The organism is Gilliamella sp. BG1, from assembly GCF_046635625.1.
Taxonomy (GTDB): Bacteria; Pseudomonadota; Gammaproteobacteria; order Enterobacterales; family Orbaceae; genus Gilliamella; species Gilliamella bombi.
In genome coordinates this window covers 24,054-47,207 of sequence record NZ_JBIDFG010000005.1, presented here as the reverse complement: position 1 = coordinate 47,207, position 23,154 = coordinate 24,054, and the positions used below count along the sequence as shown (strand labels likewise).

Sequence of the window (23,154 nt, the reverse complement as noted above, 5' to 3'; positions counted from 1 at the left end):
TATTAATTATATTATTTTGTCCAATTAACGCGTACCATAAACTACAATTGTTTTACCATGTGCAGAAATCAAATGTTGATCTTCAAGCATTTTTAAAATTCGACCAACTGTTTCACGCGAACAGCCAACAATTTGACCTATTTCTTGACGCGTAATTTTGATTTGCATACCATCAGGGTGTGTCATTGCATCGGGTTGTTTAGCAAGATTTAGAAGTGTTTGTGCTATACGCCCTGCAACATCTAAAAATGCTAAATTACTAACTTTTTCAGATGTTACTTGTAATCGGCTAGCCATTTGACTGGCAAGACGCATTAAAATATCAGGATTAACTTGAACAAGTTGCTTAAATTTTTTGTATGAAATTTCGGCTACTTCACAACTTGTTTTAGCTTTAACCCAAGCGCTTCGCTCTGTGTCTTCTTCAAAAAGACCTAATTCGCCTAAAAACTGATTTTGATTTAAGTAAGACAAAATCATTTCGTTGCCTTCATCATCTTTAATCAATACCGCAACAGAGCCTTTCAAAATATAATAGAGAGTTTCTGCTTTTTCGCCTTGATGTATAAGGGTACTCTTAGCTGGATATTTATGAATATGGCAATGAGATAAAAACCATTCTAACGTTGTATCCGACTGTTGTTTACCAATCATTAATCCTACCTCTCCATTTTATTTACAACACTAACACTATAACAAAGTTACGCACTAAATCATATACAAACAATCATTTTAACTGCTATTTAATTAGTTTAATATCAATTGTTTCATGTAATTGAGACCAAAAAAGTGCTGCCGAACCATTCTCTAATTGAAGTTTAACATCATTAACTTTTTCTTGGAGTGATTTTTCTTGTAAACCGTAGTCAGTGCCTTCACGTAATACAAAATATTCAATTAGGTTATTTAATGTTTGTGGATCAAGATTTTGCCAAGGAATAATCATATTTGATGATAGTAAATTAGATTTCTAGTTATTTTATAACAACATTTAAATAATATAAAGCATCACTAAGTTATGCGTATATTAAATAAAAAACCACTCCAAAGAGTGGTTTTTTACACTTATAAATATAATCAAATTTAAAATTAGTTAGTTGTAACTTTAAGGTGATAACCTTGACCACCAGCATAGTAGTTCGGGTTCGGGGTACCTTTATTGTACATGGTATCACTATTAGTCGTAGCTAAGGTAATAGTATCACCACTTGCTATTTCTTCTGTATTTGCTGACTTGCCTTTATATTCACCATCTAGAGTCCAGACAAAATTATAACCAGTTAATTCAACTGCACCACTATCCATTACACCATTTGTAAGATCGCTATCAATCCACACGATAGCTTGGAATGTCTGACCATATTTAGGTTCAGGAGCTGAACTTAACTTATAGTTAACATCTTTGTTTGGAGTACCATCATCTTTGACTAGGAAAATACCAATTTCAGCATCATCAGTTATAATTGGACCATTACCAATACCTGTATTATCACCACCTGGACCATGGGGATTATTTACCTGATTATCATCAGAAATTGGATTATCTGAATCAGTTGGATTACTTGGAGGGTTTTCTGGGTTATTAGGATCTACTGGAGCAGTATTAGGAGTACCTGTTGCCCAAATATCATTTACTTCTAACCATTTATTGGTATAAGGAATACCAAAGTCAGTTCTTTCTAAAAGTTTAAAACCAATTTTTTCTGCGCCTGCGAAATCACTAGTTATTTTAAAAGATATACGAGCTATTGCATCACTATGGTCTTCAGTCGCCTGAACACTCATAGCCTCCCAACCATTAGTTTTTTTTGCAAAAACTTTTAATGTGTCTTTGATTTTTCCAGTATCATTATCGCCATCTGCATCTTCTAGATTAAATTTAATAACGACATAGTCACCTACTTTAGCTACTCGATTACCGATTGGTGTACTACCATCTTCATTTTGAGATACAACAACAGTCAAAGTATGTTCTGCTCTTGTACCATTTACAGCTTTCAATATTGGTGCATTACCATTAATCACCTTATTAGTAGTTGCATCTAAAGCAAATGCACTGCTTGCTGCATAACCAGCTAAAAATAAGCCTAATGCAACTTTTTTAATTGTAAAATTTTTCATGTTTAACTTCCTATTTTTCTCTATAAATTAACATGTTGTATTTATATAAATACACCATTTTGTTGGTGTTCCCTTCTTGATTATCGACTTACGTCGATAATCTAAACTTTTATCTATTATAAAACGGTCACTTGCAATTTAAATCCTTGATCGCCAGCACACGCAGGGGTAGAAACATGCTGTGATGTTAAATCTAAATTCTCTGGAGCTGTCTCACCAGACGCTGGTATACTTGTGCCAGATGAAGCATAACTATAATTGTTAGCCGTTTTACCTCTTATTATATAGTGAGCATCTCGTCCCAAAGCAACGTTAAACCACGGTCCATTAGGATGATTCCTAGCGTCATTTGGTAATAAAGTCTCATTATTAGGACAAGCACTTGCATTTGAACCTACCAATGACCAAATTACATACGGTTCAACAATTTGGGTACCATTTTCAGATGTAAATGCTTTAACAAGGTATTCATTACCAACACGCCATTCGTTTGGCCCAGCAGGGTCAAATTCAAGTACAGAACCTGAGCTCTTAGCAACTAATGTTCCAGATTTATTCCAAACCTCTATATACCCCGATCTACCACCAGAAAAATCAACAGAGGCTCTATTGAATGACGAACCAAAACCATACTGATCTAACGAAATTGAAAAATCAATCAGTCCTTCAATATTTGAAGCTACATCTATTGCATAACTATCACCAATTACTTCTAAACCAGCCGCAGTTGAAGCACGAGATGATACTTTTTGACCTTTTGCTACTTTTTCAAATGATTTTACAATAACACAAGGTTTCTGCTCTGGACATTCATTTACATTACCTGATGTACCATTGATTAAAGCAATTTTTTCGCCATTACTGGTTGCAGTCCACAATCCGACAAATTCGTTAAATGTTACTGGTATACTATCCATTAGTTCACTATCACTAAAACCATCTACATCTTGAAAAGAGTTGATTGAACCATTATTTACCTTCGGTTTAACGAGAGTTGCTAACACGGTCAAACTACTTGAGCCATTTGCAGGCTGAGTCGCCAACGTTGTTTTGTTACCTGAACTATCTACTGCCCATACACCAATTTTACGCACTGCTGGGTCGGGTAACACTTCAAAACTTACAGCATTAGATGTTGCAGATTTTCCTCGGCTATCAGTGACTGATACTGATAAAGAATATTTGCCATTTGTACTAACTGGGCGACGCTGACCATCTTGATCAACATAACTAGGAGCAACAATTTGCCAATTATTTACATCGGCTGGTGGATTAAGCCATGAAGAAGCCGTACATCCACCTGTAGCAATACACAAAAAACCACCTCCAGCGTCAATTTCAAGCATATCACCAGACCATACTAAACTTGATAAGTTCTTAGCATTGTGAACACTGATATTTAGCGGATAGGCTTGTCCTTCAATTAACTGAGTTTGCTCAAGCCCTAAATCGACCGATATTTTCTTTTCTTTATATTCAAGAACGATATAGTTATTACGATCAACTAAATCATAACGGCTACCTTTTAAAGAACGAGCAGATTGAACCATATCTGGATCTAACTGATCTTTTAACGGTGTACCTATACGATAGTTCATTGTAAGTTCAGCTTTAGTTGCCTTTTTATTGTCTTGACCTCGTTTATGCTCAGCCTTAATAGTGAAAAGTGGAACTGGTGTATAATCAAGACCGACAGTAATTGCTCGCGGATCTTTTTGTAAATTATCTTTACCAAATAAAGCAACTTTATCACCATAGTATTGTTCATACATGAGTGATCCGCCCAAATGTGGATATTGTGGTAAATATCCTTGGAATCGAACATCAAAGCCTCTTGCTGCTCGTTCTAAATAATCATCAAAATCTTTAGAATCTTTCCAGTCTGATAACGGATGATAATAGTTAGCAGCAAATTTCATATAATCAGTCCAAGCTTCGGCACCAATACCTAAACGATTGTGTGCACGCTGGAAATCATGGTCAAAAAATACGTTATAACCAAGTAACCATTTTTTATCAGCAACATCCCAACGCTGACCAATACCAAAGTTACCTATTCGACGGTTGTGTTCATATTCCTGAAATGATATTTGGCTAAATATTAATGTATCTTCTGTGTCATACCATGGGCTAAATAACTTCAAATTGACATTGTTAAATTCGCCTTTATCACTTAAATCAAATTGTAATTGAGCAGTACCAAAACGACCTAAAAAATCCTGTACAGCATTACGTACTGGATCAACAACTTGGTTTTTAACCCCATTTCGTACATAACTTTCTGCGTAATCTTTACCCTTGTTTTTTAAATGTTGGGATAGACCACCATTGTCTGGCGAAGTTATTTGTTTCCAGTCTTGGCTAGCTAAAGTTTGTAATGTTGAAGCTATTTGAGTTGATAGTGCGTCTTTATCCTTTTTTACATCGTAATTATCATCTGATCCCAATTGAGGCAAATTGGCGTGTTCATCTTTTTTATCATCGTTTAATTTAATTGCAGGTAACAATGGTGAATTCTCAGGCAGAACGATACGCTCACCGATCTCAACAACATCTTTTTTATCAAAACGCCCCGCATTCATTGCACGTAATTCTGAAATAGAGATGCTACTTAAAAGTGCAATTTGATAAAGACTACGTTGCTGATTGTTAAGCATCTCACGAGCTTTCGTACCATCTTTTAACTCAATTATTTTATTACTATCTATAGGACCTTGCGACACTTGAGCTTCAGAAGCAAAAGCTGATTGCCATCCTAATGTAGCTATTACAAATGCAGAGATAATCGTTAAATTAAGATTCTTTCTCATCTTAATATTCCTTATATTTCACCGATAAAGCGCATAATATGAAATCTATTGCCAATATCAATTTCTAATTTTAAATAGCAATATAATTATTTCTTATTAACTTTTACTATTTAGATTTTTACAACTATTTTTTAATTTTTGCAATTCTATTACAAAAATGTCATTTATCAAAATAATTTATTACTTTTTTGTTATGTTTTTTGTTGAGTTTTTTATATATTTTTTATTTATCATTATTATTCAATTTATTAAGTAAAGATTTATTAAGATTTGTAAAGTTTTGTAAATTTAATAGTGGATGTAGATCTAGTTGAGTAGTGAGGAATTGCTATTTCTTTTGATATTAAAGAATTTATTGTAGGTAACTAGCTAAATAAATTATAAAATTATTCTCTAAATAAAAAAAAGACCTAATTGATAATTTTAGGCCTTTATATTGTATTTTATATTTTCACAATTTATTAACCTTCATTATAAATCTCTAGGTTTTCTGATTCTTTAATGTCTGAAGATTTTTTAGTTTCATTTCTTTTCTGTTCTAATAATGATAAATAGCTATCATCAATTCCTTCGGTAACATATTTTCCATCAAAAACAGAACACTCTAAATGATGAATGTTGGAGTTTTGTTCTGTAATTGAATTAATTAAATCAGATAAATCTTGAAATATAACCTTATCAGCACCAATATTTTTTGCTATTTCATCAACTGTTCGGTTATAAGCAATAAGTTCACGGGCAACTGGCATATCTATCCCATAAACATTTGGATGCCTGATTTCTGGCGCAGCAGACGCTAAATAGACTTTTTTAGCTCCAACAGAACGTACCATTTCAAGAATTTCTTTTGAGGTTGTTCCTCGTACAATCGAATCATCAACTAATAAAACATTTTTGCCTTCAAATTCAATACGGTTAGCATTGAGTTTTCGTCTTACAGACAATTTACGTGCGCTTTGCCCTGGCATAATAAAGGTGCGTCCAACATAGCGATTTTTAACAAATCCTTGCCGGTAAGGTTTATTTAAAATACGTGCAATTTCAAGAGCGGCATCACAAGATGTTTCGGGAATAGGGATGACTACATCAATATCAACATCTTTCCATTCTCTTGCTATTTTAGCCCCCAATTTTTGCCCCATTTGAATACGTGATTGATAAACTGAGACACCATTCATTAAAGAATCAGGTCTTGCAAAATAAACATATTCAAAAATACATGGATAATATTGAGGGTTATCCGAACATTGCTGAGAATATAATTGTCCATCTTGAGTAATATAAATTGCCTCACCTGGTTCGACATCACGTATAAACTCAAAATCGAGAATATCTAATGCTACACTTTCAGAGGCAACCATGTACTCAATTTTCTGATTCTCAAGTACCCGTTTACCAATAACTAATGGCCGTATTCCATAAGGATCACGAAAAGCAACAAGACCATGCCCAATAATCATTGCAACACAGGCATATGCGCCTTTAATTATGTTATGAACATTATGTATTGCTGTAAAAATATTGTCGGCAGTTAGTGGATAGGTGGGAAATTTGTCAAGTTCATTAGCAAGAATATTGAGTAGCACCTCTGAGTCGGAATTGGTATTAATATGACGCCTTGCAAGTTCGAACACTTTATTACGCAACTGATCAGTATTGGTTAAATTTCCATTATGAGCAAGCGCAATACCATAAGGTGAATTGACATAAAAAGGTTGCGCTTCGGATGGGCTTGAGCTACCTGCGGTAGGATAACGAATATGTCCTATGCCCAAATTACCTTGCAACCGTTGCATATGATGCTCTTGAAACACATCTTTGACTAAACCATTCGCTTTGCGTAAACGAAATCGATTTTGATTATCAATAGTCACAATACCTGCTGCATCTTGCCCTCGATGTTGCAAAACAGTCAATGCATCATAAATAGATTGATTAACAGAACTATTCCCAACAATACCAACAACACCACACATACTATGGTTACCCCAAATTTATTGTATTAAAAACGAAGAAGACTGTTGTATAAAATCAAAAAACCAGCGAATAATAAAACTAAAATGCGGAATTAGCTGAGATTGAATCCAGTAAGGTGATTGTGATAACGGCGTAAAAGTATCAACTAAAAAAAGAATAGCTGCAACAACTAAAACGCCTCGTAATACACCAAAACAGATACCTAATAAACGATCAGTACCAGATAATCCCGTTTTTTTTAATAATTGTCCAATAACATAAGACACAATCGAACAAACCAATAAGGTAGCAATAAATAAAATAACAATTGCTACAGCAATACGTATAACATCACTATCAAAATAAGTTAAATAATCAGTAATATAAATATAAAATTGGCTGGAAATAAAAAAAGCTAATATCCAGCTAACTAATGATAACGCTTCTCGAACAAAACCTCGAACAACGCTAATTAATGCAGAAAAAGCAATTACACCAATAATCGTAAAATCAGCCCAGTTCATCATAATAACTCACAACTTTTTATTAATAATAATTATTCTTTACAACTTAAAAACAAGTAGCACAACGGTCAATTAGTAATAATAATACCTTCTAATTTTGTTAGGTTATTTAAATTAATAATGACTTGTTCAGCTTGCTCTTTTTTAGCATAAGGGCCAACCTGTAACTTAATTAACTGATTAGGTTCTGGGTTATCAGGTATTGTTCTAACGCTATAATTATTTAATCGTAATAATGCAATTAACTCTTCTATTTTTTGTTTATTTTTTAAAGCCGTAAGTTGGATCATATAAGGTTTAGATTCTTGCTGTGACATTGAAGGTTGAATTATATTTGTTGAATCGTCAGTATCATCAACAATATCAGATGAAGCTGATGAATTTAGATCTTGATCTGAGCCAGATAGGTAAGGAACATCTGATATATTATGGGTAAAATTGTCATCAACATCATCAGATGGTACTACCACTTGATTTTGCTGCGTAACCACTTCAGGTTGCAAAATTGGTGTTGTTGTCGTTCGTAAGTTAGGTTTATCCGTTATAATCCACGGGGCTATTGCTGCAATAATAAGTAGTAATGTAGCAAAACCTACAAGGCAATTTCTTACTCTATTGGGATTATTTTCTTGATTGTCTACCATGACTAATTCCACTTAATGCTCAATTTCAGTTAACACATCCGATACAGTATGAAATGAGCCACATACCACGATGATATCATCTTCTTTAGCATCTTGCATTGCCTTTTGATAGGCTTTAGATACAGTATCAAATGCTGATACATTAAACTCACCTTCATTAAATAAGTGCTGTTTTAATACTTCAGCACTACAACCTCGTTCACCATAAAGTGAAGCACAATACCATCTATCACCTTTTAAGATGGATAAGGTACTTTTAATATCTTTATCCTTAAGCATACCAACAACAAATCTAACTTTGCCTACTTGCAAATATTCTGCTTTTAGTTTTTCTAATTGTTGTGTTAAATAATCTGCTGCATGTGGGTTATGTGCTACATCAAGAATAACCAGTGGCGATGTTTGAATAATTTGAAAACGCCCGATTAAATTTGATTTTGCCAATCCTTTAGTTATTTCATCTTGTGTTATTTTAAGTGATGAATAACTTATAGCTGCAATTGCAGTTGCTGCATTAGCTAAAGGAACATTGGCAATAGGTAAATTTTTATACTGTCTTATTGCCGATTCAAATGACCATAAATCTTTATTAAGTTGTTGGTAACGCCAATCACAATTTACCCTATAAATAGAGCAATTCACAGATTTAGCCACATTTAAAATAGATGCTGGTACATCTGGCTCACCAACAATAGCAATACTTTTAAGTTTAAAAATGCCTGCTTTTTCACGTCCGATACTTTCACGGGTATCACCTAAATAATCAACATGATCAATACCAATAGTTGTAATAACTGCCACATCAGCATCAACGATATTAGTTGCATCAAGTCGCCCACCAAGACCAACTTCTAATATAACTACATCTAATTTTGCTTGTTTAAATTGATAAAGTGCAGCAAGTGTTGCATATTCAAAATAGGTAAGCGATATATCACCTCTGGCTTGTTCTATTTCTACAAAGGCTTTTACGGTTTGTTGTTCACTTGATTCTTGATTATTAATACGTACCCGTTCAGTAAAACGTAATAAATGGGGAGAGCTATAAACACCAACTTTTAAATTCGCTTCAAGTAATATCATTTCAAGCGTTCGACAAGTTGTTCCTTTGCCATTAGTGCCAGCAACGGTAAAAATATAAGGCGCTGGTTGTAATAAATCTAGGCGCTGAGCTACAGCTTTTACTCGTTCTAAACCTAAGTCAATAGTTATAGGATGTAGTTGTTCTAAATAATAAAGCCATGTCTTTAGATCTGACATGGCATTCAGTTGGTTATTTGTCATACTCAATTAAGCTGTCTCGTTAAGAGTAACTTCATTAAACGGATCAGGTAGTTTCATTAATTTTGTTACTAAACTGGCAATTTTAGAACGCATATCTTTGCGATGAATGATCATATCAATTGCCCCTTTTTCAAGTAAAAATTCACTACGTTGAAAACCTTCTGGTAATGTTTCACGAACAGTTTGTTGAATCACTCGAGGACCAGCAAAACCAATTAGTGCTTTAGGTTCAGCAATATTAATGTCACCCAACATTGCCAGACTTGCCGATACACCTCCCATGGTAGGGTCGGTCATTACTGAAATATATGGTAAACCTTCATCTTGCATTTTAGCAAGAATAGCGCTCGTCTTTGCCATTTGCATTAATGAGAATAGCGCCTCTTGCATTCGTGCACCACCACTTGTTGAAAAGCAAATTAAAGGGCATTTATCCTCAATGGCCTGCTCTGCGGCGCGAGTGAATAATGCACCAACAACAGAAGACATTGAACCACCAATGAAAGCAAATTCAAAACAAGCAACAACTACTGGTACGCCAAGCAATGTTCCCTTCATGACAACCATTGCTTCTTTTTCGTGAGTTTCTTTTTGAGCTGCTGTTAATCGATCTTTATATTTTTTAGTATCTTTAAATTTTAAGATATCTTTAGGCATAAGATCTGCACCAATTTCGATATCCGAACCTTCGTCTAAAAAACGATATAAACGCACTCGGGCAGGGATATGCATATGGTGATCACATTTTGGACAGACCTCTAAATTAAGATCGAGTTCAGCTTGATAAATGACTTGATCACAGTTAGTGCATTTTGTCCAAACGCCACCAGGAATATTCGCCTTTTTATGATCTGACGATATATTATTTTTACTAAGAATTTTTTCAATCCAGCTCATTATGATTCTCTCATTCTGGCACTTTTTACAAATTTGAATGTATTGTACAATACTTTGCACTAATTCTTAATAGCTGTTTTTATTTTTATGTTATTTTGCAAATAACCTTATAAAATAAAAAAATATTTTGATAAAGATTTAGAAATAAAATCTGCTTAAAATCGAATTTAAAATAGCTAACACTCAACAGATAACTAATCTACTGAAATATCATTTTGTTTAAAAATATAATTAATATGATCTTAAAAAATTATTGGTATATAATTGGTAGAAGTTTATTTTCCATTTTTTGAAATAAGGGGTTATAGATGGACAAGGAAAAAACAACCGCACCATCGTTTCAAGATGTATTAGAATACATTCGTTTATCACGCCGTTTAAATAAATTAAAACGTGAAATATCAGATAACGAGAAGAAAATTCGTGACAACCAAAAAAGAGTACTGCTACTTGAAAACTTGAGCGAATATATTAAACCAGATATGACTTATGAAGAGCTTCAAGCAATTATTGCGAACATGAAAAGCGATTACGATGATCGTGTTGATGATTACATTATTAAAAATGCTGAAATTTCAAAAGAACGTCGAGAGATCAGTAAAAAAATGCGTAGTTATCGTTCTAATTAAAATCTATTGTGCTGTAATTAGCGTCCATTTTTATTGTGGGCGCTAATTTTATAAACTAAATCAGCCACCTGCTAGCTTTACTTTAAATCCTTTATCTTCTAGCAATGACTTTAATAAATCACGTTTATCACCTTGTATTTCAATAACACCATCTTTAACTGCTCCCCCACAACCACAACGTTTTTTTAATTCTGCTGCTAACTGTAATAATTGAGTATGATCGATATCAAATCCAGTAATAACACAAACACCTTTACCTTTACGGCCTGATGTTTGTCGTTGAATTCGAATAATACCATCCCCCTTAGGGCGTGAGATAAGTGTTTGGGTCGGTTTAATTCGACCTTTATCGGTCGAGTAAACAATTGAATTATCAGACATAATAATATTATTAACTCTTACTTGTATCTAGTGTTGCTAAAATTGTTTGTAAAGCTTTGGCAGGATCTTCTGCTTGGGTAATTGGGCGTCCAATGACTAAATAATCAGAACCTGCAGCTTGAGCTCGCTGAGGTGTCATAATACGCCTTTGGTCATCAGAATTAGCACCCACTGGTCTAATACCTGGTGTCACCAATTTAAAATCACTGCCCAAACGGGTTTTAAAACTTTGTACTTCTTTCGCTGAACATACTACACCATCAAGCCCGCAGTTTTTAGCAAGTATTGCTAATCTGGTTGCTTGCTCTAAAGGTGATACGTTAATACCAATTTCTTGTAGATCTGCTAACTCCATGCTAGTTAATACTGTTACTGCAATCAAAATAGGGGCATCTTTACCATATGAATAAAGCGCATCTTTAGCAGCTGTCATCATGCGTGAACCACCGCTAGCATGAACATTGGTCATCCACACACCAAGGTCAGCAGTTGCAGCAATTGCTTTTGCGACAGTATTTGGAATATCATGGAATTTAAGATCTAAAAAAACATCAAAACCTTTTTTCATAATTTGCTTGATAAAGTCAGGTCCTGCATGTGTAAAAAGCTCTTTACCAATTTTAATGCGACAATCTTTGGGATCTACACGATCAATAAAATTCCATGCTGATTTAACATCTGGAAAATCAACTGCAACAATAATTGGTGATGCCATAACTCATTTATTCCTTCTAATCAAAATTCTTAGCTATTCTTTCTAACAAATTCATTCAAATCAGCATAAAAAATACGAGCGCTTTCTTTATAACCTCGTAAAGTTTGATGCACTAAATCTGGGCGTGCTAACCCCCGTTTTCGCCACTGCTTAATAGAATACTTTCCCCCCATTGCCACTTGCCAATCCCAAAATAATGTTTTTTCAGATTTAGCAACTTGTTTTTGAATATCCATTATCTTTGCAAAAGACTTAGGCATATTTGTTTCATTTGCCATAGTATCAGGGGGTGTCATTATCAAGATCGTAGCATTGGGTAATGTTTTACGAATCAGTCTAATATTATTCACTAAATTTTTTCGATATTGATTAGCATCTAATGCTCCATCAAAACTTTCATTTGTCCCGTATTCTAAAATAATTAAATCACTTTGTGATATAGACAGTTCTTTAAACCAATCTTTCCCCCACTTTTGCCAAATTGTCTGTTTAGCTCCATTAGTGGCAATAGATGAAACAATAACACCTGGTTGTTGATAACGAGTCAACCAAATTCCACCAAGCTCTATATCTTTTTGACCTTTTATAACCAATGGCATTTTAGAAACAACCGAAGCTGTTTGCCAAGTATTTGATTTTGGAGTATTGCTTAAATTAATTTTATGATTATTAGCATCATAAAGCGCTAATGAATTTGTGTTATTTTTAAGTGTTTTAAAGGTTAACTTAACTTGCCAATCTTTATTATTAGAGCCTCTTGGTGTAATTCGGATAGTGGCAAAATCTTTATTTGGTTTAGCAATAAAACCACCCATAGGAAAATCCAAGTTACTTAAAGTTCGGCTACTTAGCACATTCCAATTTTTAGAACTCCACGTAACAGCTGCATGGCTTTGTCCTTTTATAGCTACAGGCGTTATCCAGCCAATACCAGCATTACCATACTTTTGTTGCATTAATGTTCTTAACTCACCAGTAAAAAAATCAGCGGCTGAATGCGAATCACCAAATTGAGTAATATTGACCACTTGATCCGTTTTTTTATTATCCTCTAACGATTTTAAACGCATTGCAAATTGTTTAGCATTAGGATCACCAAAATCAACAATAGTAGATACCGTGGTGGTTTTACTTTCAGCTACACTACAACCAACGGTAATTGTTACTGCAATTACGGTTATAATATACTTTAAAGATTTAATCATTAAAGGTATCCTCTAATTCTTTATAAATTATTTGTTCCATAATCGCTTTTGCCAAAATTTTTTGGCCAGTTGGTGTAAAATGTACCCCATCATCAACTCTTACTTTAATTTTGGCTTTATCGGTTTCTATGAAATTACTGAACTTTTCGTATGTGCAACCCAATAATTCGTTTGTTGTTAAGAAATGTTGTTGAGTTTTTTCTATTTCAGATTTATATAAATTATTTAGATAAACCATTCCATTATTTAATTTGTGTTTACGCATACAAGGCGCAGCAAGCCAAAGTACTTGAACATCATTTTCTATAGCACTATTTAAAATAGATGCAATACGCAAACGGTAGTGCTCTTCCCATAATTCAGATTTAAATTTAGCGTATTTGGCATAACCTTTAACAGGAAAATCCCAAGGATCATTAGCACCAAGAAAAACGACCAATAATTTTATTGAAGGATCAGCAATTAAATTATCATTAATTGTTTTTGGCCAATCGAAGGCACTTGGATAAGCAAGTCCTGTACTTTGTTTGCTCAAATCAATACTTTCTATTTTATATTGCTTAAACAACATTTTTTTTACATATGGTGCAACGCCTTGCATTAAAGAGTCACCTGCAAAAAATACCTTATCATTACTTGTTAGAACAATCGGTAGTGGTTCATGGATTGATTCAATATCCTTATGAACTTCATCATTCCTATCTTGAAGTACAGATGCTATTTCTTGCTTATTTTGATTAGTAGTATCAGAATATATCTCTAAATTGTAATCCGCACCAGTATCTTCACTTTTTAGATTTTTGTCTGTAACTACTTCTTCGATTTTTTTATTTTGTTTTATCTCATCAAACTCATCCGTTGCTAACTTGGATGTTTTATTTTCAGTAACGGGTAAAGCAACATCAATCGGTTGAGTAAGTGAAGTTGATGCTTGTGTGATTATATGTTCTTGATCATTTTGCTCATCAATGTAGTTTTTTTCAATATCTTGTGGTGAAATTTCTTGGGAAGCAATCGTATTACCATCAAATAAATCAGTATGGTATGCTTGCTGGCAATAAATCAATATAGATTTATAATAAATCGCAATTAATGCAATAGCAGTAACAGACATTATAACTAATATATAACGAGCTGATAAAGGGCTGCCAGTAAAAACGAGAGGTGTGTTTGTTTTTTTGTGAAGATTTTTTTTAATTACACTTTTATTCAGCGATTTATGACGTTGCCGTTTCAAACTAGATTTTGGTTTTTTATTATTTTTTGAGAACGATTTTTTATATATCATCATAATTAAATTAATATAATTAAAAATTAGCGTAAATAAAGTTTGGCATACCTGATGGTGCAATATAAATAACCAACCACAGAATTAAAATAAAAATCAATGGTAAATATAAATGCGGTATTTTGGTTAACTGCATAATAAACCAATCAGTAAAAGTTTTACACATCGGGTAGGCAAAGTAAATGAAACAAATCACTAAAAATGCCCCTGCATGATGTGGTTCTATCAAGAAGTTATGCATTAATGCTGTCATATAATCTACTGCATCAGGTAAACTGTCACTATTAAAAAATAACCATGTGAAACAGACATAATGCCATGTTAATAACCGTGCTATCCATGGTGAACGTGTAGCTATCCAATCTTGCCCAAAATAACGATCGCCAATGTTGAGTGCCACAATACCAATGCCGTGACATGCCCCCCAAATAATAAAATTAATGCCAGCGCCATGCCATAATCCAGATAGTAACATTGCCAACATGACATTGATTTGAGTCCGAATAAAACCTCGACGACTTCCTCCTAAAGGAATATAAATATAATCGCGAATCCAACGAGATAAGCTAATATGCCAACGTGCCCAAAAATCTCTCAAATTTAATGCTAAATAAGGGAAATTAAAGTTAATTGGTAAACGAAATCCTAGCAATAAGGCAATACCTGTAACTAAATCAGTATACCCTGAAAAATTTAAATAAATTTGCATTGCATAAGAATAAAGACCTACTAGTAAATCAATTACACTAAATTCTAACGGGTTAGCAAATATTGGTTTAACCCAATATTCATTGATTAAACCACCTAAACAGTAAACCTTAATTACGGCCAAGATAAGCAACGTAAATGCACGAAATGGCTCTAAAATTTTACGAGGCTGACTGATGCTAATTTGAGGTAAAAATTCTTTAGCTCGGTTAATAGGACCGGCAATAATACTTGGAAAAAAAGACAAAAACAAGGCAAAATCCCAAAAGTTAGCGACGGGTAACTCTTTCTTTTTTACCGAAACTAAATAACTTACCGAATGGAAAGTATAAAATGAGATGCCTATTGGAATTAGTACGGTTATAACAGGTAGTAAAACTGGTAAATTTAATAAATTAAGTAGATCCTGCAACTCATAACGAAAAAAATCAAAATATTTAAACAACGCCAGATTAATTATTGATAAGCATAATCCTAAAATTAACCATCGTTTTGAGTGACGCTCAGATGTAGCAATCAGTACTGAGAACAAATAGATTGCACATGTATAAATAAAAAGGATAAGCGAAAATTGCCAGCTATAACTGCCAACAATAAGATAACTTGCTACTAAAAGTAGAATATTTTGTATTTTGGGTGATAAGTGACATCCCCAATACAAGGCAAAGAAAGCGATAAAGAGTAAACCAAACTCTATAGATAAATAACTCACTGCAATCCTTATTACTTAACAGTATACTTTACTGAAAATTTTTGACTAAACCCTTTATAAAATACTTTACTTTTTGCTAGCTAATCAATTCGGATTGAGCAAGTACATTATAAACAATCAATTCTTTATTCAATCCAGTAACAGTTAATAACTGATTTCTTGCCTGCAACCATAAATTATAGAGCTCAGAAATTTTTTCATTGCTTTTAGTGGCGAGCAGTCGAACCAATGGGACTTGATCACGATTAACAATAAAACGCCCCACTTTTTGCTTCGCTTTAAGCGCATCACTTAATAAAGCACAAAACCAAATAACTCTTTCAATAAATTCTTCATGATCAAAGGTTTTAGCTAGTTGCCAATAATTGTTTTGTGGTACAACTTCTAACAAATGATCACAAAATGCTTTTCGTTGTTGCCACTTTTCAGGTACCAATAGTGCAAGTGCTTTTAGAGGTGCATTTTCGCTCAATAATAATGCTGAAGCAAGCTCATTATCGCTGTATTGCTGATTGCGTTGACTTTTTAACCATTCAATGGATTGTTCCAATTTAGGAATAGGTAAAAAATAAGAAAAACAGCGACTGTGAATTGTTGGAAGCAATTTGCTGTTATGTTCATCACTTAAAATAAAATATGTGTTTTCTGGTGGTTCTTCTAACGTTTTTAACAATGCATTGGCGGCAGCTTCGGTCATTAAAACTGCGTTTTTTATCCAAATAACTTTATTTCCACCTTGCTGAGATTTTTCGTAAACTTTGTTTGATATTTTACGGATTTGATCAATACCTATTGACTGTTTAGATTGTTCATTGGTTATTACATAATAATCAGGGTGATGGTGAGACAAAAATAATTGGCAACTATGGCAGTTTAAGCACGGCTCCAATTGCTGTGAGGATTGGCATAATAAACGGCTTGCAATCTTTGAAACAAACTCATCTTCACCACTACCTTGGACATAATTAATTAATAAAGCATGATGAGCCCGTTTGTGCATAATTCCAGAAGCTAATTGCTGATACGGCAAAGAAAGCCAAGGGTAGTCATTTAAGATCATTCAATATCAACCTGTTTAGTTAACCATGCAGTTAAAATTTGTTCAATTTGCCCATTCACATTGTCGATTGATTTTCCTGCATCAACTGTAATGATGGTTTTATCTTGTTTAGCAAGTTCTAAATAACTTTGACGAGTTCGTTCAAAAAACGGCAATGACTGTTGCTCGATGCGATCGAGTTTACCTCGAGATCTTGCTCGCATTAATCCTATTTGAGGATCAATATCCAAATATAAAGTAAGATCAGGTTTAAAATCACCTAACACTTGTTCTTTCAATGTCATCATAAAAACTTTATCTAACTGGCGCCCACCTCCTTGATAAGCTTGCGTTGATAAGTCATGACGATCACCAATAACCCATCTACCTGCATGAAGTGCTGGTTTAATTACATTATCGATCAGCTGAATACGTGCGGCATATAACATCAATAATTCGGCTTTATCAGTCAAAAGCTCATTATCTAAACCATTTTTAATAATATTGCGTAATGCCTCAGCAATCGCTGTTCCACCTGGCTCTCGAGTAAACTGCAAATCGCCAATATTGTGTCGATTTAAAATACGAGCAACGATATCAATAGCGGTGGTCTTACCTGCCCCTTCAAGCCCTTCGACGACAATAAATTTGCCGGTCATACTAAATTCCTAATCTATTTATAATAAGCTTGTGTTTAATATTGCGCTATTGTACGCTATTTTTACTGATTATTTTAGTTTGAATTATTAATACTTTTTTCAATTTTACAATTAATACCTTCATTATTAAATTTTAAATATTTTTTTAATGTTAATGAAGCAATAAGATGAACAGCAAAAATCATTCAGGTAGAGTATTGATTTTATTCAATTTTATCAATAGCAACTAAACTTCTACCAGCTAGTGAAATACAAGGGAGATAAATAAGATATATATTTAATTGTAGGAATTATTTGCGCTTTTTGTGGCTATTTGACAATAGTCTTACTGGATATAAAACACTAAAACAAGCAACAAATTTTAACCTAAGTTGTAAACTAACTATAAGGTATTTACATAACTATTCACTTTTGGGGTTATATTTTGTAAAAAATATTCAGGATTTTATACTGTTTTATGATTAATTGAAAATTCACAGTATTTCATTTGTTAGATTTTATAATAGTCATCTTATCAATCAAAAATATACTAAACCAAGTTGTCTTCAAATGAATTAGAAGGAAAAAACGTATATATCCTTTAATCAAGATACCATATAATAAGTAAATATTTAATAATTTGAAAGAGATAAAACCAGATTTTAAGCAACTGCCTATAAGTAGTTTAGAAGATTATTTTAATCGTGCAGTAAAACAACTCACGTTTTTCCTCAAATTATAAATTAGAGTGAGAAAGAAATTATTATCTGCCACAACAGTGGCAGATAATAAGCAAAAGTATATTAACGAACATCAGCACAATTTAAGCAATAAATATAGCGATTTTGTGGATCATTAAACTTATTCCATAAAGAAACATGCTGTTGAAGTTGTTTTGCTGCAGGAAGTTGTTCAAAAAATATTTCTGCCGTTGATTTAGGTAACATGGCTATCATATCTGAATAAAATGCATTAAACCAATTTCCTTTTGGCTTTTGCCAGTCAATTTCATAATCAGTTAAATTAGCTAATGTTGCAGCTGTTTCAATGGCATCATCAAAGTCACCTAATTTATCAACAAGTCCAATCTTACTTGCTTCTGAACCTAACCAAACTTGTCCTTGTCCAATTTTATCGACTTGTTCGGTTGTCATATTTCGTGCTTTTGCTACTAACGAAATAAATGTTTGATAGCCATTATCAATATTTAATTGAATTAGTTGGTTCATTTCGGTTGGTAGATCTTGCGCAAAGTTATTACTTGCTAATGGAGAGGTAGTTACACCATCGCTATAAACACCAATATGAGATAAAGATTTTTCGAATGTTGGAATAATACCGAAGATACCAATAGAGCCAGTAATTGTATTTGGGCTTGCAACTATGTAATCCGATGCAGTTGATATCCAGTATCCACCCGATGCAGCCATTCCTCCCATAGAGATAACAACAGGAATCTGGTAATCACGTAATACTTCTAATTCACTACGAATTGCTTCTGACGCATCTACACTTCCTCCTGGGCTATTTACTCGTAATACTATTGCTTGTGTGTTATGTTTATTTAAGTTTTTACGGATATTTCTCAATTGTTCAACAATGTCTTGACTACCAGCAATATTACTACTATTTTCACCATCCGTAATAGTGCCATTTACAAATACAACCGCAATTAGTGGTTTGTTGCTTCCGTTATCACTATCTAAATTTGTATCTTTTGACTTAAGTTGATAATCATAAATACTGATTTGATGTTGCTTATTAAGCTCAGATTCAAATTGATAGTTAGATGCAATTTCATCGACTAATCCATTAGACATAGCATATTGAGCCATATTACCATTAGCCTCTTTTAAATTGGTCAACATAGCCTCTGGAGTTGGAACCAATTGGGTATCGGCCTTTTTCCGTTGTGTTGAAATGTCTTGAAGATAATTGTTCCACATAAGTGTTAACCAACGTGTCGTATTGCTTTTTGCTTCTTCTGACATATCATCACGAATAAATGGTTCGATGGCTGACTTATAAGTTCCTACTCTAAAAACATGTGTGTTAATTTTTAAATTATCAAGCAAAGTTTTATAGTATAGATTGTTGGCCGCTAGACCATATACATTAACTGAGCCAAGTGGTGTTAAATATATTTTATCAGCATAGCTGGCTAAATAATATTGGCTTTGATTGAAGTTAGAACCATAAGCATAAATTGGTTTATTCGCCTTACTAAATTTGGTTAAATATTTACCAATATACTGTAGCGAACTCACATCAGCACCGACAAAATGATCTAATTTAAGAACCATGCTTGTAATCTTTGGATCTGCTGTGGCTTGAGCTATTTTTTGAGTTAATTCAAATAAACTATTTTCACGAGAAGTATTTACTTTCTTACCGTAGATTTTGCTTTGTAAAGCATAAATTTCATCACCGTATAATGTATTGTCAACAATTACTCCTTCAATATCCAACACCAATGCTCCATATTGTGGAATAATTTCTTGTTTTTGTGTTTCTTGGACTAATGCGATGACGCTAAAGATTAAAATAATAATAATTAGAAATATTAGATTAAGAAATATTTCTCTTATTAAGTTAATCACTTTCCATATTGATTTAATGACAGATAAAGCAGACATAATAAATGATCCTTTCATAGATAGTTTATCTAATTTTTTACTTCAATATTTTTCTTTTTAAAGTATTTTTTATCTTCAAATCTTAAGCACGTTAATTTTCCACCCCAACAACATCCTGTATCGAGTGCATAAACATTATCTGGTGTACCTTTTCCATTTAATGCAGCCCAGTGGCCAAAGGCAACTGCATACTCGTTTGGAATTTTGCTTGGTAATAAAAACCAAGGTTTAAGTTTCGAAGGTGCTTGCTCAGGTGATTTTTTGTAATAAAAATCTAATCGACCATCTTCATAACAAAAACGCATACGAGTTAATGCATTAGCAATATAACGCAATCTATCTAATCCTTGTAGTTCAGGAAACCATTCATCTGGAAAGTTGCCATACATTTTATCAAGGAATAGGATATAGGAATCACTAGATAGCATAACATTCAGATCATAAGCACATTTTTTTAGTGTTTCGATATCCCATTGTGGTGAAATACCAGCGTGGGTCATAATTAACTTTAATGATTCGTCAATTTGGACCAATGGCTGTCTACGCAGCCATTCCATTAATTCACCAAAATCTGGTGCACGAATAATTTCATCAAGATTATCCTTCTTTTTAGAAGGGGTAACATTGGCATAAATTGATAATAAATGTAGGTCATGATTACCTAATACCAATCGAATTTGGTTAGCATTATGTTTAACAAATCTTAGAACTTCTAATGATTTTGGACCTCTAGCAACTAGATCACCTGTTAACCATAAAATATCCGATGATGAGAATTTCACTTTTTCAAGTAAGCGCATAAACTCATCATAACAACCATGAATATCACCAATAAGTAAGTTTGCCATTCCTGTTAACTCCATGAATTTGCAAGTTGACAGTATTGCTGTACTGTTAAGTTTTCGGCACGTAAATTAGGATCAATATTTAATTCAGTTAATTGTTCAACAGTAAACAAGTTACTTAAACTGTTACGGATAGTTTTACGTCGTTGGTTAAATGCCTCTGTAGTTACGCGAGAAAGTATTTTTATATCATTAACAAGATAAGGCTTTTCTTTATAAGGTATTAATTTAACAACAGCAGAGTCAACTTTTGGAGCAGGTTTAAATGATGTTGGTGGTACTTCAAGAACAGGAATAATCTGACAATAATATTGAGCCATAACGCTCAATCTACCATAATGTTTACTGTTAGGCGATGCAACTAAGCGAGTTACTACTTCTTTTTGTAGCATAAAATGCATGTCAGTGATGATATTTGTATGTTCAAATAAATGAAACATTAACGGTGTCGAGATATTATAAGGTAAGTTACCAAATACTCTTAATGGTTTACCTAATTGATCGGCTAACTGATTAAAGTCAAAGGTCAGGGCATCTTGTTCAATAACCGTTAATTTATTATTTAAAAATGGATTTTCAATTAATCTATTAGCTAGATCTCTATCTATCTCTATAACTGTCAAATGATCAATATGTTTACTGATAGGTATTGTTAATGCCGCAAGCCCAGGACCGATTTCGACTAGTGCTTGATCTTTTTTAGGTTGTATAGCTGAAACAATACTTTCGATAATGTAATCATCATGTAAAAAATTTTGCCCGAATCTTTTACGGGCAAAATGCCCTTGGTGAACACGGTTATTCATGTTTATCTTCACCTGTGATTTTAATATAAGCGTCACCTTTTATTTCTTGAATCCATACTTGGGCTTCTTCAGAAAATTTACGATTAAAAATAAGTCGATAAGCTTGATCTTTATTCATTGCATTTGTTCCATCAGCTTTTCTTTTATCAATTAATTGGATTAAGTGCCAACCGTAGGCTGATTTTATTGGTTGGCTAATTTCTCCTTTTTTTAACTGAATCAGAGCAGTCCTAAAGCTATTATCATAAATTTCAGGACGATTCCAACCTAAGTTGCCCCCTTTACTTGCCGAGCCTGTATCTTCAGAGTTAGCTTTAGCTGCTGCTTCAAAAGTTGTGGCTCCACTAGTAATTGATTTACGGATATCACTTAGCTTTTGTTTTGCAATTTGGTCGGTGACTAATACATTTGTTTTAATCAGTATATGGCGCGCATTTACCTCTTCAATTGTGAAGGTTCTTGGTGCTTCTGAACGAGTATCATCAACTTTTAGAATATGTAGACCAACCCCAGAACGGATAGGTCCAATAATACTACCTTTTGTAGCTCGTACTAATCGCTCTTCAAAGATAGTAGGTAATTCATTAAGTTTACGCCACCCCATACTACCACCTTTTAATGCAAAATCATCGTTTGAATATGAAGTGGCTAATTTAGCAAAACTTTCCCCTTTTTGAGCTCGATTAATGATATCTCGTGCTTTATTTGTTGCATTATCAATTTGTTGTTTTGATGCTTTTTCTGGAACAGAAATCAAAATATGGCTTATTTTTACATCAATATTATTGGCTGGTTGACGAGCAATATTTTTTGCTAAATTTTCTATTTCTTTTTCTGAAATTCTGACTCTTGATCTAACTTCATGCATTCGAGTCTTATCTATTAGCATATCATTGTGAATTCTTTCACGATAGGCACCATAACTTATTCTCATCATCGAAAGTCTACTTCTAAGTTGGTCTACACTCATACCATTTTCTGCTGCAATTCTATTAATAGCATCAGTTACCTCGTCATCACTAACTGTAATTTTAGCTTTAGCTGCTTTTTGTAAAATTAAATTTTCAATAATTAAACGTTCAATAATTTGTTGTCTAAGTATTTTATCATTAGGTAGATTTTTAGGATCTGAGCTAGCTTTAATCGTTTTTAACATATCATTAACATCACTTTCTAAAATGACATTGTTATTAACAACCGCAGCAACTTGTTCTACAACTTTCGGAGCTGCATTAGCAGATAACGGAGTTATAATTCCTAAAGTTATGCTTAGATTTAATGCTATTAATAGTTTTAATAATTTCATATTCACTTAA

General features: G+C 33.3%; 21 protein-coding genes. 1 reads left to right on the top strand and 20 read right to left on the bottom strand.

Annotated features, from left to right (window positions below):
* Positions 1-24 precede the first annotated feature (24 nt).
* The 9 genes from crp to accD all read right to left on the bottom strand — a co-directional run bounded on the left by crp (position 25) and on the right by accD (position 10,236).
* A complete protein-coding gene (gene crp / locus ACGH80_RS03330; RefSeq protein WP_034910269.1) occupies positions 25-654 on the bottom strand; it encodes a cAMP-activated global transcriptional regulator CRP in 630 nt (209 codons plus the stop codon).
* An 85-nt stretch (positions 655-739) separates the two neighbouring features.
* Positions 740-946, bottom strand: coding sequence for a YheU family protein (locus ACGH80_RS03325; RefSeq protein ID WP_065575078.1), 207 nt, complete (start codon positions 944-946; stop codon positions 740-742).
* A 143-nt stretch (positions 947-1,089) separates the two neighbouring features.
* Positions 1,090-2,121, bottom strand: a complete 1,032-nt coding sequence (locus tag ACGH80_RS03320; protein WP_411630526.1) for a hypothetical protein — start codon at positions 2,119-2,121, stop codon at positions 1,090-1,092.
* A gap of 116 nt (positions 2,122-2,237) precedes the next feature.
* A complete protein-coding gene (locus ACGH80_RS03315; protein WP_411630525.1) occupies positions 2,238-4,931 on the bottom strand; it encodes an inverse autotransporter beta domain-containing protein in 2,694 nt (897 codons plus the stop codon).
* 461 nt (positions 4,932-5,392) lie between these two features.
* Entirely contained in the window at positions 5,393-6,907 is a 1,515-nt protein-coding gene (gene purF, locus ACGH80_RS03310) for an amidophosphoribosyltransferase (protein ID WP_065590331.1), read from the bottom strand.
* An 18-nt stretch (positions 6,908-6,925) separates the two neighbouring features.
* On the bottom strand, positions 6,926-7,411 hold the full coding sequence (locus ACGH80_RS03305; RefSeq protein ID WP_085165571.1) for a CvpA family protein: 486 nt from the start codon (positions 7,409-7,411) through the stop codon (positions 6,926-6,928).
* A 68-nt stretch (positions 7,412-7,479) separates the two neighbouring features.
* Positions 7,480-8,055, bottom strand: coding sequence for an SPOR domain-containing protein (locus tag ACGH80_RS03300; RefSeq protein WP_065590330.1), 576 nt, complete (start codon positions 8,053-8,055; stop codon positions 7,480-7,482).
* Between the two features lie 12 nt (positions 8,056-8,067).
* Complete coding sequence (gene folC / locus ACGH80_RS03295; RefSeq protein WP_411630524.1) at positions 8,068-9,339, bottom strand: bifunctional tetrahydrofolate synthase/dihydrofolate synthase; 1,272 nt, start codon at positions 9,337-9,339, stop codon at positions 8,068-8,070.
* 6 nt (positions 9,340-9,345) lie between these two features.
* Positions 9,346-10,236: an acetyl-CoA carboxylase, carboxyltransferase subunit beta gene (gene accD, locus ACGH80_RS03290; protein ID WP_065590328.1), complete on the bottom strand. Its 891-nt coding sequence runs from the start codon at positions 10,234-10,236 to the stop codon at positions 9,346-9,348.
* 308 nt (positions 10,237-10,544) lie between these two features.
* On the opposite strand from accD, the gene tmaR reads away from it, so the two are divergent.
* The gene (tmaR, locus tag ACGH80_RS03285; RefSeq protein ID WP_085165540.1) at positions 10,545-10,865 is read left to right on the top strand and encodes a PTS system regulator TmaR; all 321 of its coding nucleotides are present in this window, start codon (positions 10,545-10,547) and stop codon (positions 10,863-10,865) included.
* Positions 10,866-10,925: 60 nt separating this feature from the next.
* Here the strand turns inward: tmaR and yciH are convergent, their stop codons facing one another.
* From yciH to surA, 11 genes are all read right to left on the bottom strand, one after another.
* A complete protein-coding gene (yciH, locus tag ACGH80_RS03280) occupies positions 10,926-11,246 on the bottom strand; it encodes a stress response translation initiation inhibitor YciH (RefSeq protein WP_296300246.1) in 321 nt (106 codons plus the stop codon).
* A gap of 10 nt (positions 11,247-11,256) precedes the next feature.
* Positions 11,257-11,961, bottom strand: a complete 705-nt coding sequence (gene pyrF / locus ACGH80_RS03275) for an orotidine-5'-phosphate decarboxylase (protein WP_296300244.1) — start codon at positions 11,959-11,961, stop codon at positions 11,257-11,259.
* Between the two features lie 29 nt (positions 11,962-11,990).
* Positions 11,991-13,166 (bottom strand): GDSL-type esterase/lipase family protein, encoded by a 1,176-nt coding sequence (locus tag ACGH80_RS03270; RefSeq protein WP_411578335.1) that lies wholly within the window; start codon positions 13,164-13,166, stop codon positions 11,991-11,993.
* The gene (locus ACGH80_RS03265; protein WP_065590325.1) at positions 13,159-14,457 is read right to left on the bottom strand and encodes a DUF459 domain-containing protein; all 1,299 of its coding nucleotides are present in this window, start codon (positions 14,455-14,457) and stop codon (positions 13,159-13,161) included. The genes ACGH80_RS03270 and ACGH80_RS03265 overlap by 8 nt, the downstream gene beginning before the upstream one ends.
* 16 nt (positions 14,458-14,473) lie before the next feature.
* On the bottom strand, positions 14,474-15,874 hold the full coding sequence (locus ACGH80_RS03260) for an MBOAT family O-acyltransferase (RefSeq protein WP_411578334.1): 1,401 nt from the start codon (positions 15,872-15,874) through the stop codon (positions 14,474-14,476).
* Between the two features lie 76 nt (positions 15,875-15,950).
* Complete coding sequence (gene holB / locus ACGH80_RS03255) at positions 15,951-16,934, bottom strand: DNA polymerase III subunit delta' (protein WP_174798771.1); 984 nt, start codon at positions 16,932-16,934, stop codon at positions 15,951-15,953.
* The gene (gene tmk, locus ACGH80_RS03250; protein ID WP_034910296.1) at positions 16,931-17,572 is read right to left on the bottom strand and encodes a dTMP kinase; all 642 of its coding nucleotides are present in this window, start codon (positions 17,570-17,572) and stop codon (positions 16,931-16,933) included. The genes holB and tmk overlap by 4 nt, the downstream gene beginning before the upstream one ends.
* A gap of 782 nt (positions 17,573-18,354) precedes the next feature.
* The gene (sppA, locus tag ACGH80_RS03245) at positions 18,355-20,187 is read right to left on the bottom strand and encodes a signal peptide peptidase SppA (RefSeq protein WP_174798772.1); all 1,833 of its coding nucleotides are present in this window, start codon (positions 20,185-20,187) and stop codon (positions 18,355-18,357) included.
* Positions 20,188-20,216: 29 nt separating this feature from the next.
* A complete protein-coding gene (gene apaH / locus ACGH80_RS03240) occupies positions 20,217-21,035 on the bottom strand; it encodes a bis(5'-nucleosyl)-tetraphosphatase (symmetrical) ApaH (protein ID WP_174798773.1) in 819 nt (272 codons plus the stop codon).
* Positions 21,036-21,040: 5 nt separating this feature from the next.
* Positions 21,041-21,838 carry a 16S rRNA (adenine(1518)-N(6)/adenine(1519)-N(6))-dimethyltransferase RsmA gene (gene rsmA / locus ACGH80_RS03235; protein WP_174798774.1) on the bottom strand — a complete coding sequence of 266 codons (798 nt, stop codon included), beginning with the start codon at positions 21,836-21,838 and terminating at the stop codon, positions 21,041-21,043.
* A complete protein-coding gene (surA, locus tag ACGH80_RS03230) occupies positions 21,831-23,144 on the bottom strand; it encodes a peptidylprolyl isomerase SurA (protein ID WP_174798775.1) in 1,314 nt (437 codons plus the stop codon). The genes rsmA and surA overlap by 8 nt, the downstream gene beginning before the upstream one ends.
* Between the last annotated feature and the right edge of the window lie 10 nt (positions 23,145-23,154).

Coding starts and splice junctions, on each gene's coding strand:
- crp (WP_034910269.1), bottom strand. CDS start 654: ATGATTGGTAAACAACAGTCGGATACAACGTTAGAATGGTTTTTATCT.
- ACGH80_RS03325 (WP_065575078.1), bottom strand. CDS start 946: ATGATTATTCCTTGGCAAAATCTTGATCCACAAACATTAAATAACCTA.
- ACGH80_RS03320 (WP_411630526.1), bottom strand. CDS start 2,121: ATGAAAAATTTTACAATTAAAAAAGTTGCATTAGGCTTATTTTTAGCT.
- ACGH80_RS03315 (WP_411630525.1), bottom strand. CDS start 4,931: ATGAGAAAGAATCTTAATTTAACGATTATCTCTGCATTTGTAATAGCT.
- purF (WP_065590331.1), bottom strand. CDS start 6,907: ATGTGTGGTGTTGTTGGTATTGTTGGGAATAGTTCTGTTAATCAATCT.
- ACGH80_RS03305 (WP_085165571.1), bottom strand. CDS start 7,411: ATGAACTGGGCTGATTTTACGATTATTGGTGTAATTGCTTTTTCTGCA.
- ACGH80_RS03300 (WP_065590330.1), bottom strand. CDS start 8,055: ATGGTAGACAATCAAGAAAATAATCCCAATAGAGTAAGAAATTGCCTT.
- folC (WP_411630524.1), bottom strand. CDS start 9,339: ATGACAAATAACCAACTGAATGCCATGTCAGATCTAAAGACATGGCTT.
- accD (WP_065590328.1), bottom strand. CDS start 10,236: ATGAGCTGGATTGAAAAAATTCTTAGTAAAAATAATATATCGTCAGAT.
- tmaR (WP_085165540.1), top strand. CDS start 10,545: ATGGACAAGGAAAAAACAACCGCACCATCGTTTCAAGATGTATTAGAA.
- yciH (WP_296300246.1), bottom strand. CDS start 11,246: ATGTCTGATAATTCAATTGTTTACTCGACCGATAAAGGTCGAATTAAA.
- pyrF (WP_296300244.1), bottom strand. CDS start 11,961: ATGGCATCACCAATTATTGTTGCAGTTGATTTTCCAGATGTTAAATCA.
- ACGH80_RS03270 (WP_411578335.1), bottom strand. CDS start 13,166: ATGATTAAATCTTTAAAGTATATTATAACCGTAATTGCAGTAACAATT.
- ACGH80_RS03265 (WP_065590325.1), bottom strand. CDS start 14,457: ATGATGATATATAAAAAATCGTTCTCAAAAAATAATAAAAAACCAAAA.
- holB (WP_174798771.1), bottom strand. CDS start 16,934: ATGATCTTAAATGACTACCCTTGGCTTTCTTTGCCGTATCAGCAATTA.
- tmk (WP_034910296.1), bottom strand. CDS start 17,572: ATGACCGGCAAATTTATTGTCGTCGAAGGGCTTGAAGGGGCAGGTAAG.
- sppA (WP_174798772.1), bottom strand. CDS start 20,187: ATGTCTGCTTTATCTGTCATTAAATCAATATGGAAAGTGATTAACTTA.
- apaH (WP_174798773.1), bottom strand. CDS start 21,035: ATGGCAAACTTACTTATTGGTGATATTCATGGTTGTTATGATGAGTTT.
- rsmA (WP_174798774.1), bottom strand. CDS start 21,838: ATGAATAACCGTGTTCACCAAGGGCATTTTGCCCGTAAAAGATTCGGG.
- surA (WP_174798775.1), bottom strand. CDS start 23,144: ATGAAATTATTAAAACTATTAATAGCATTAAATCTAAGCATAACTTTA.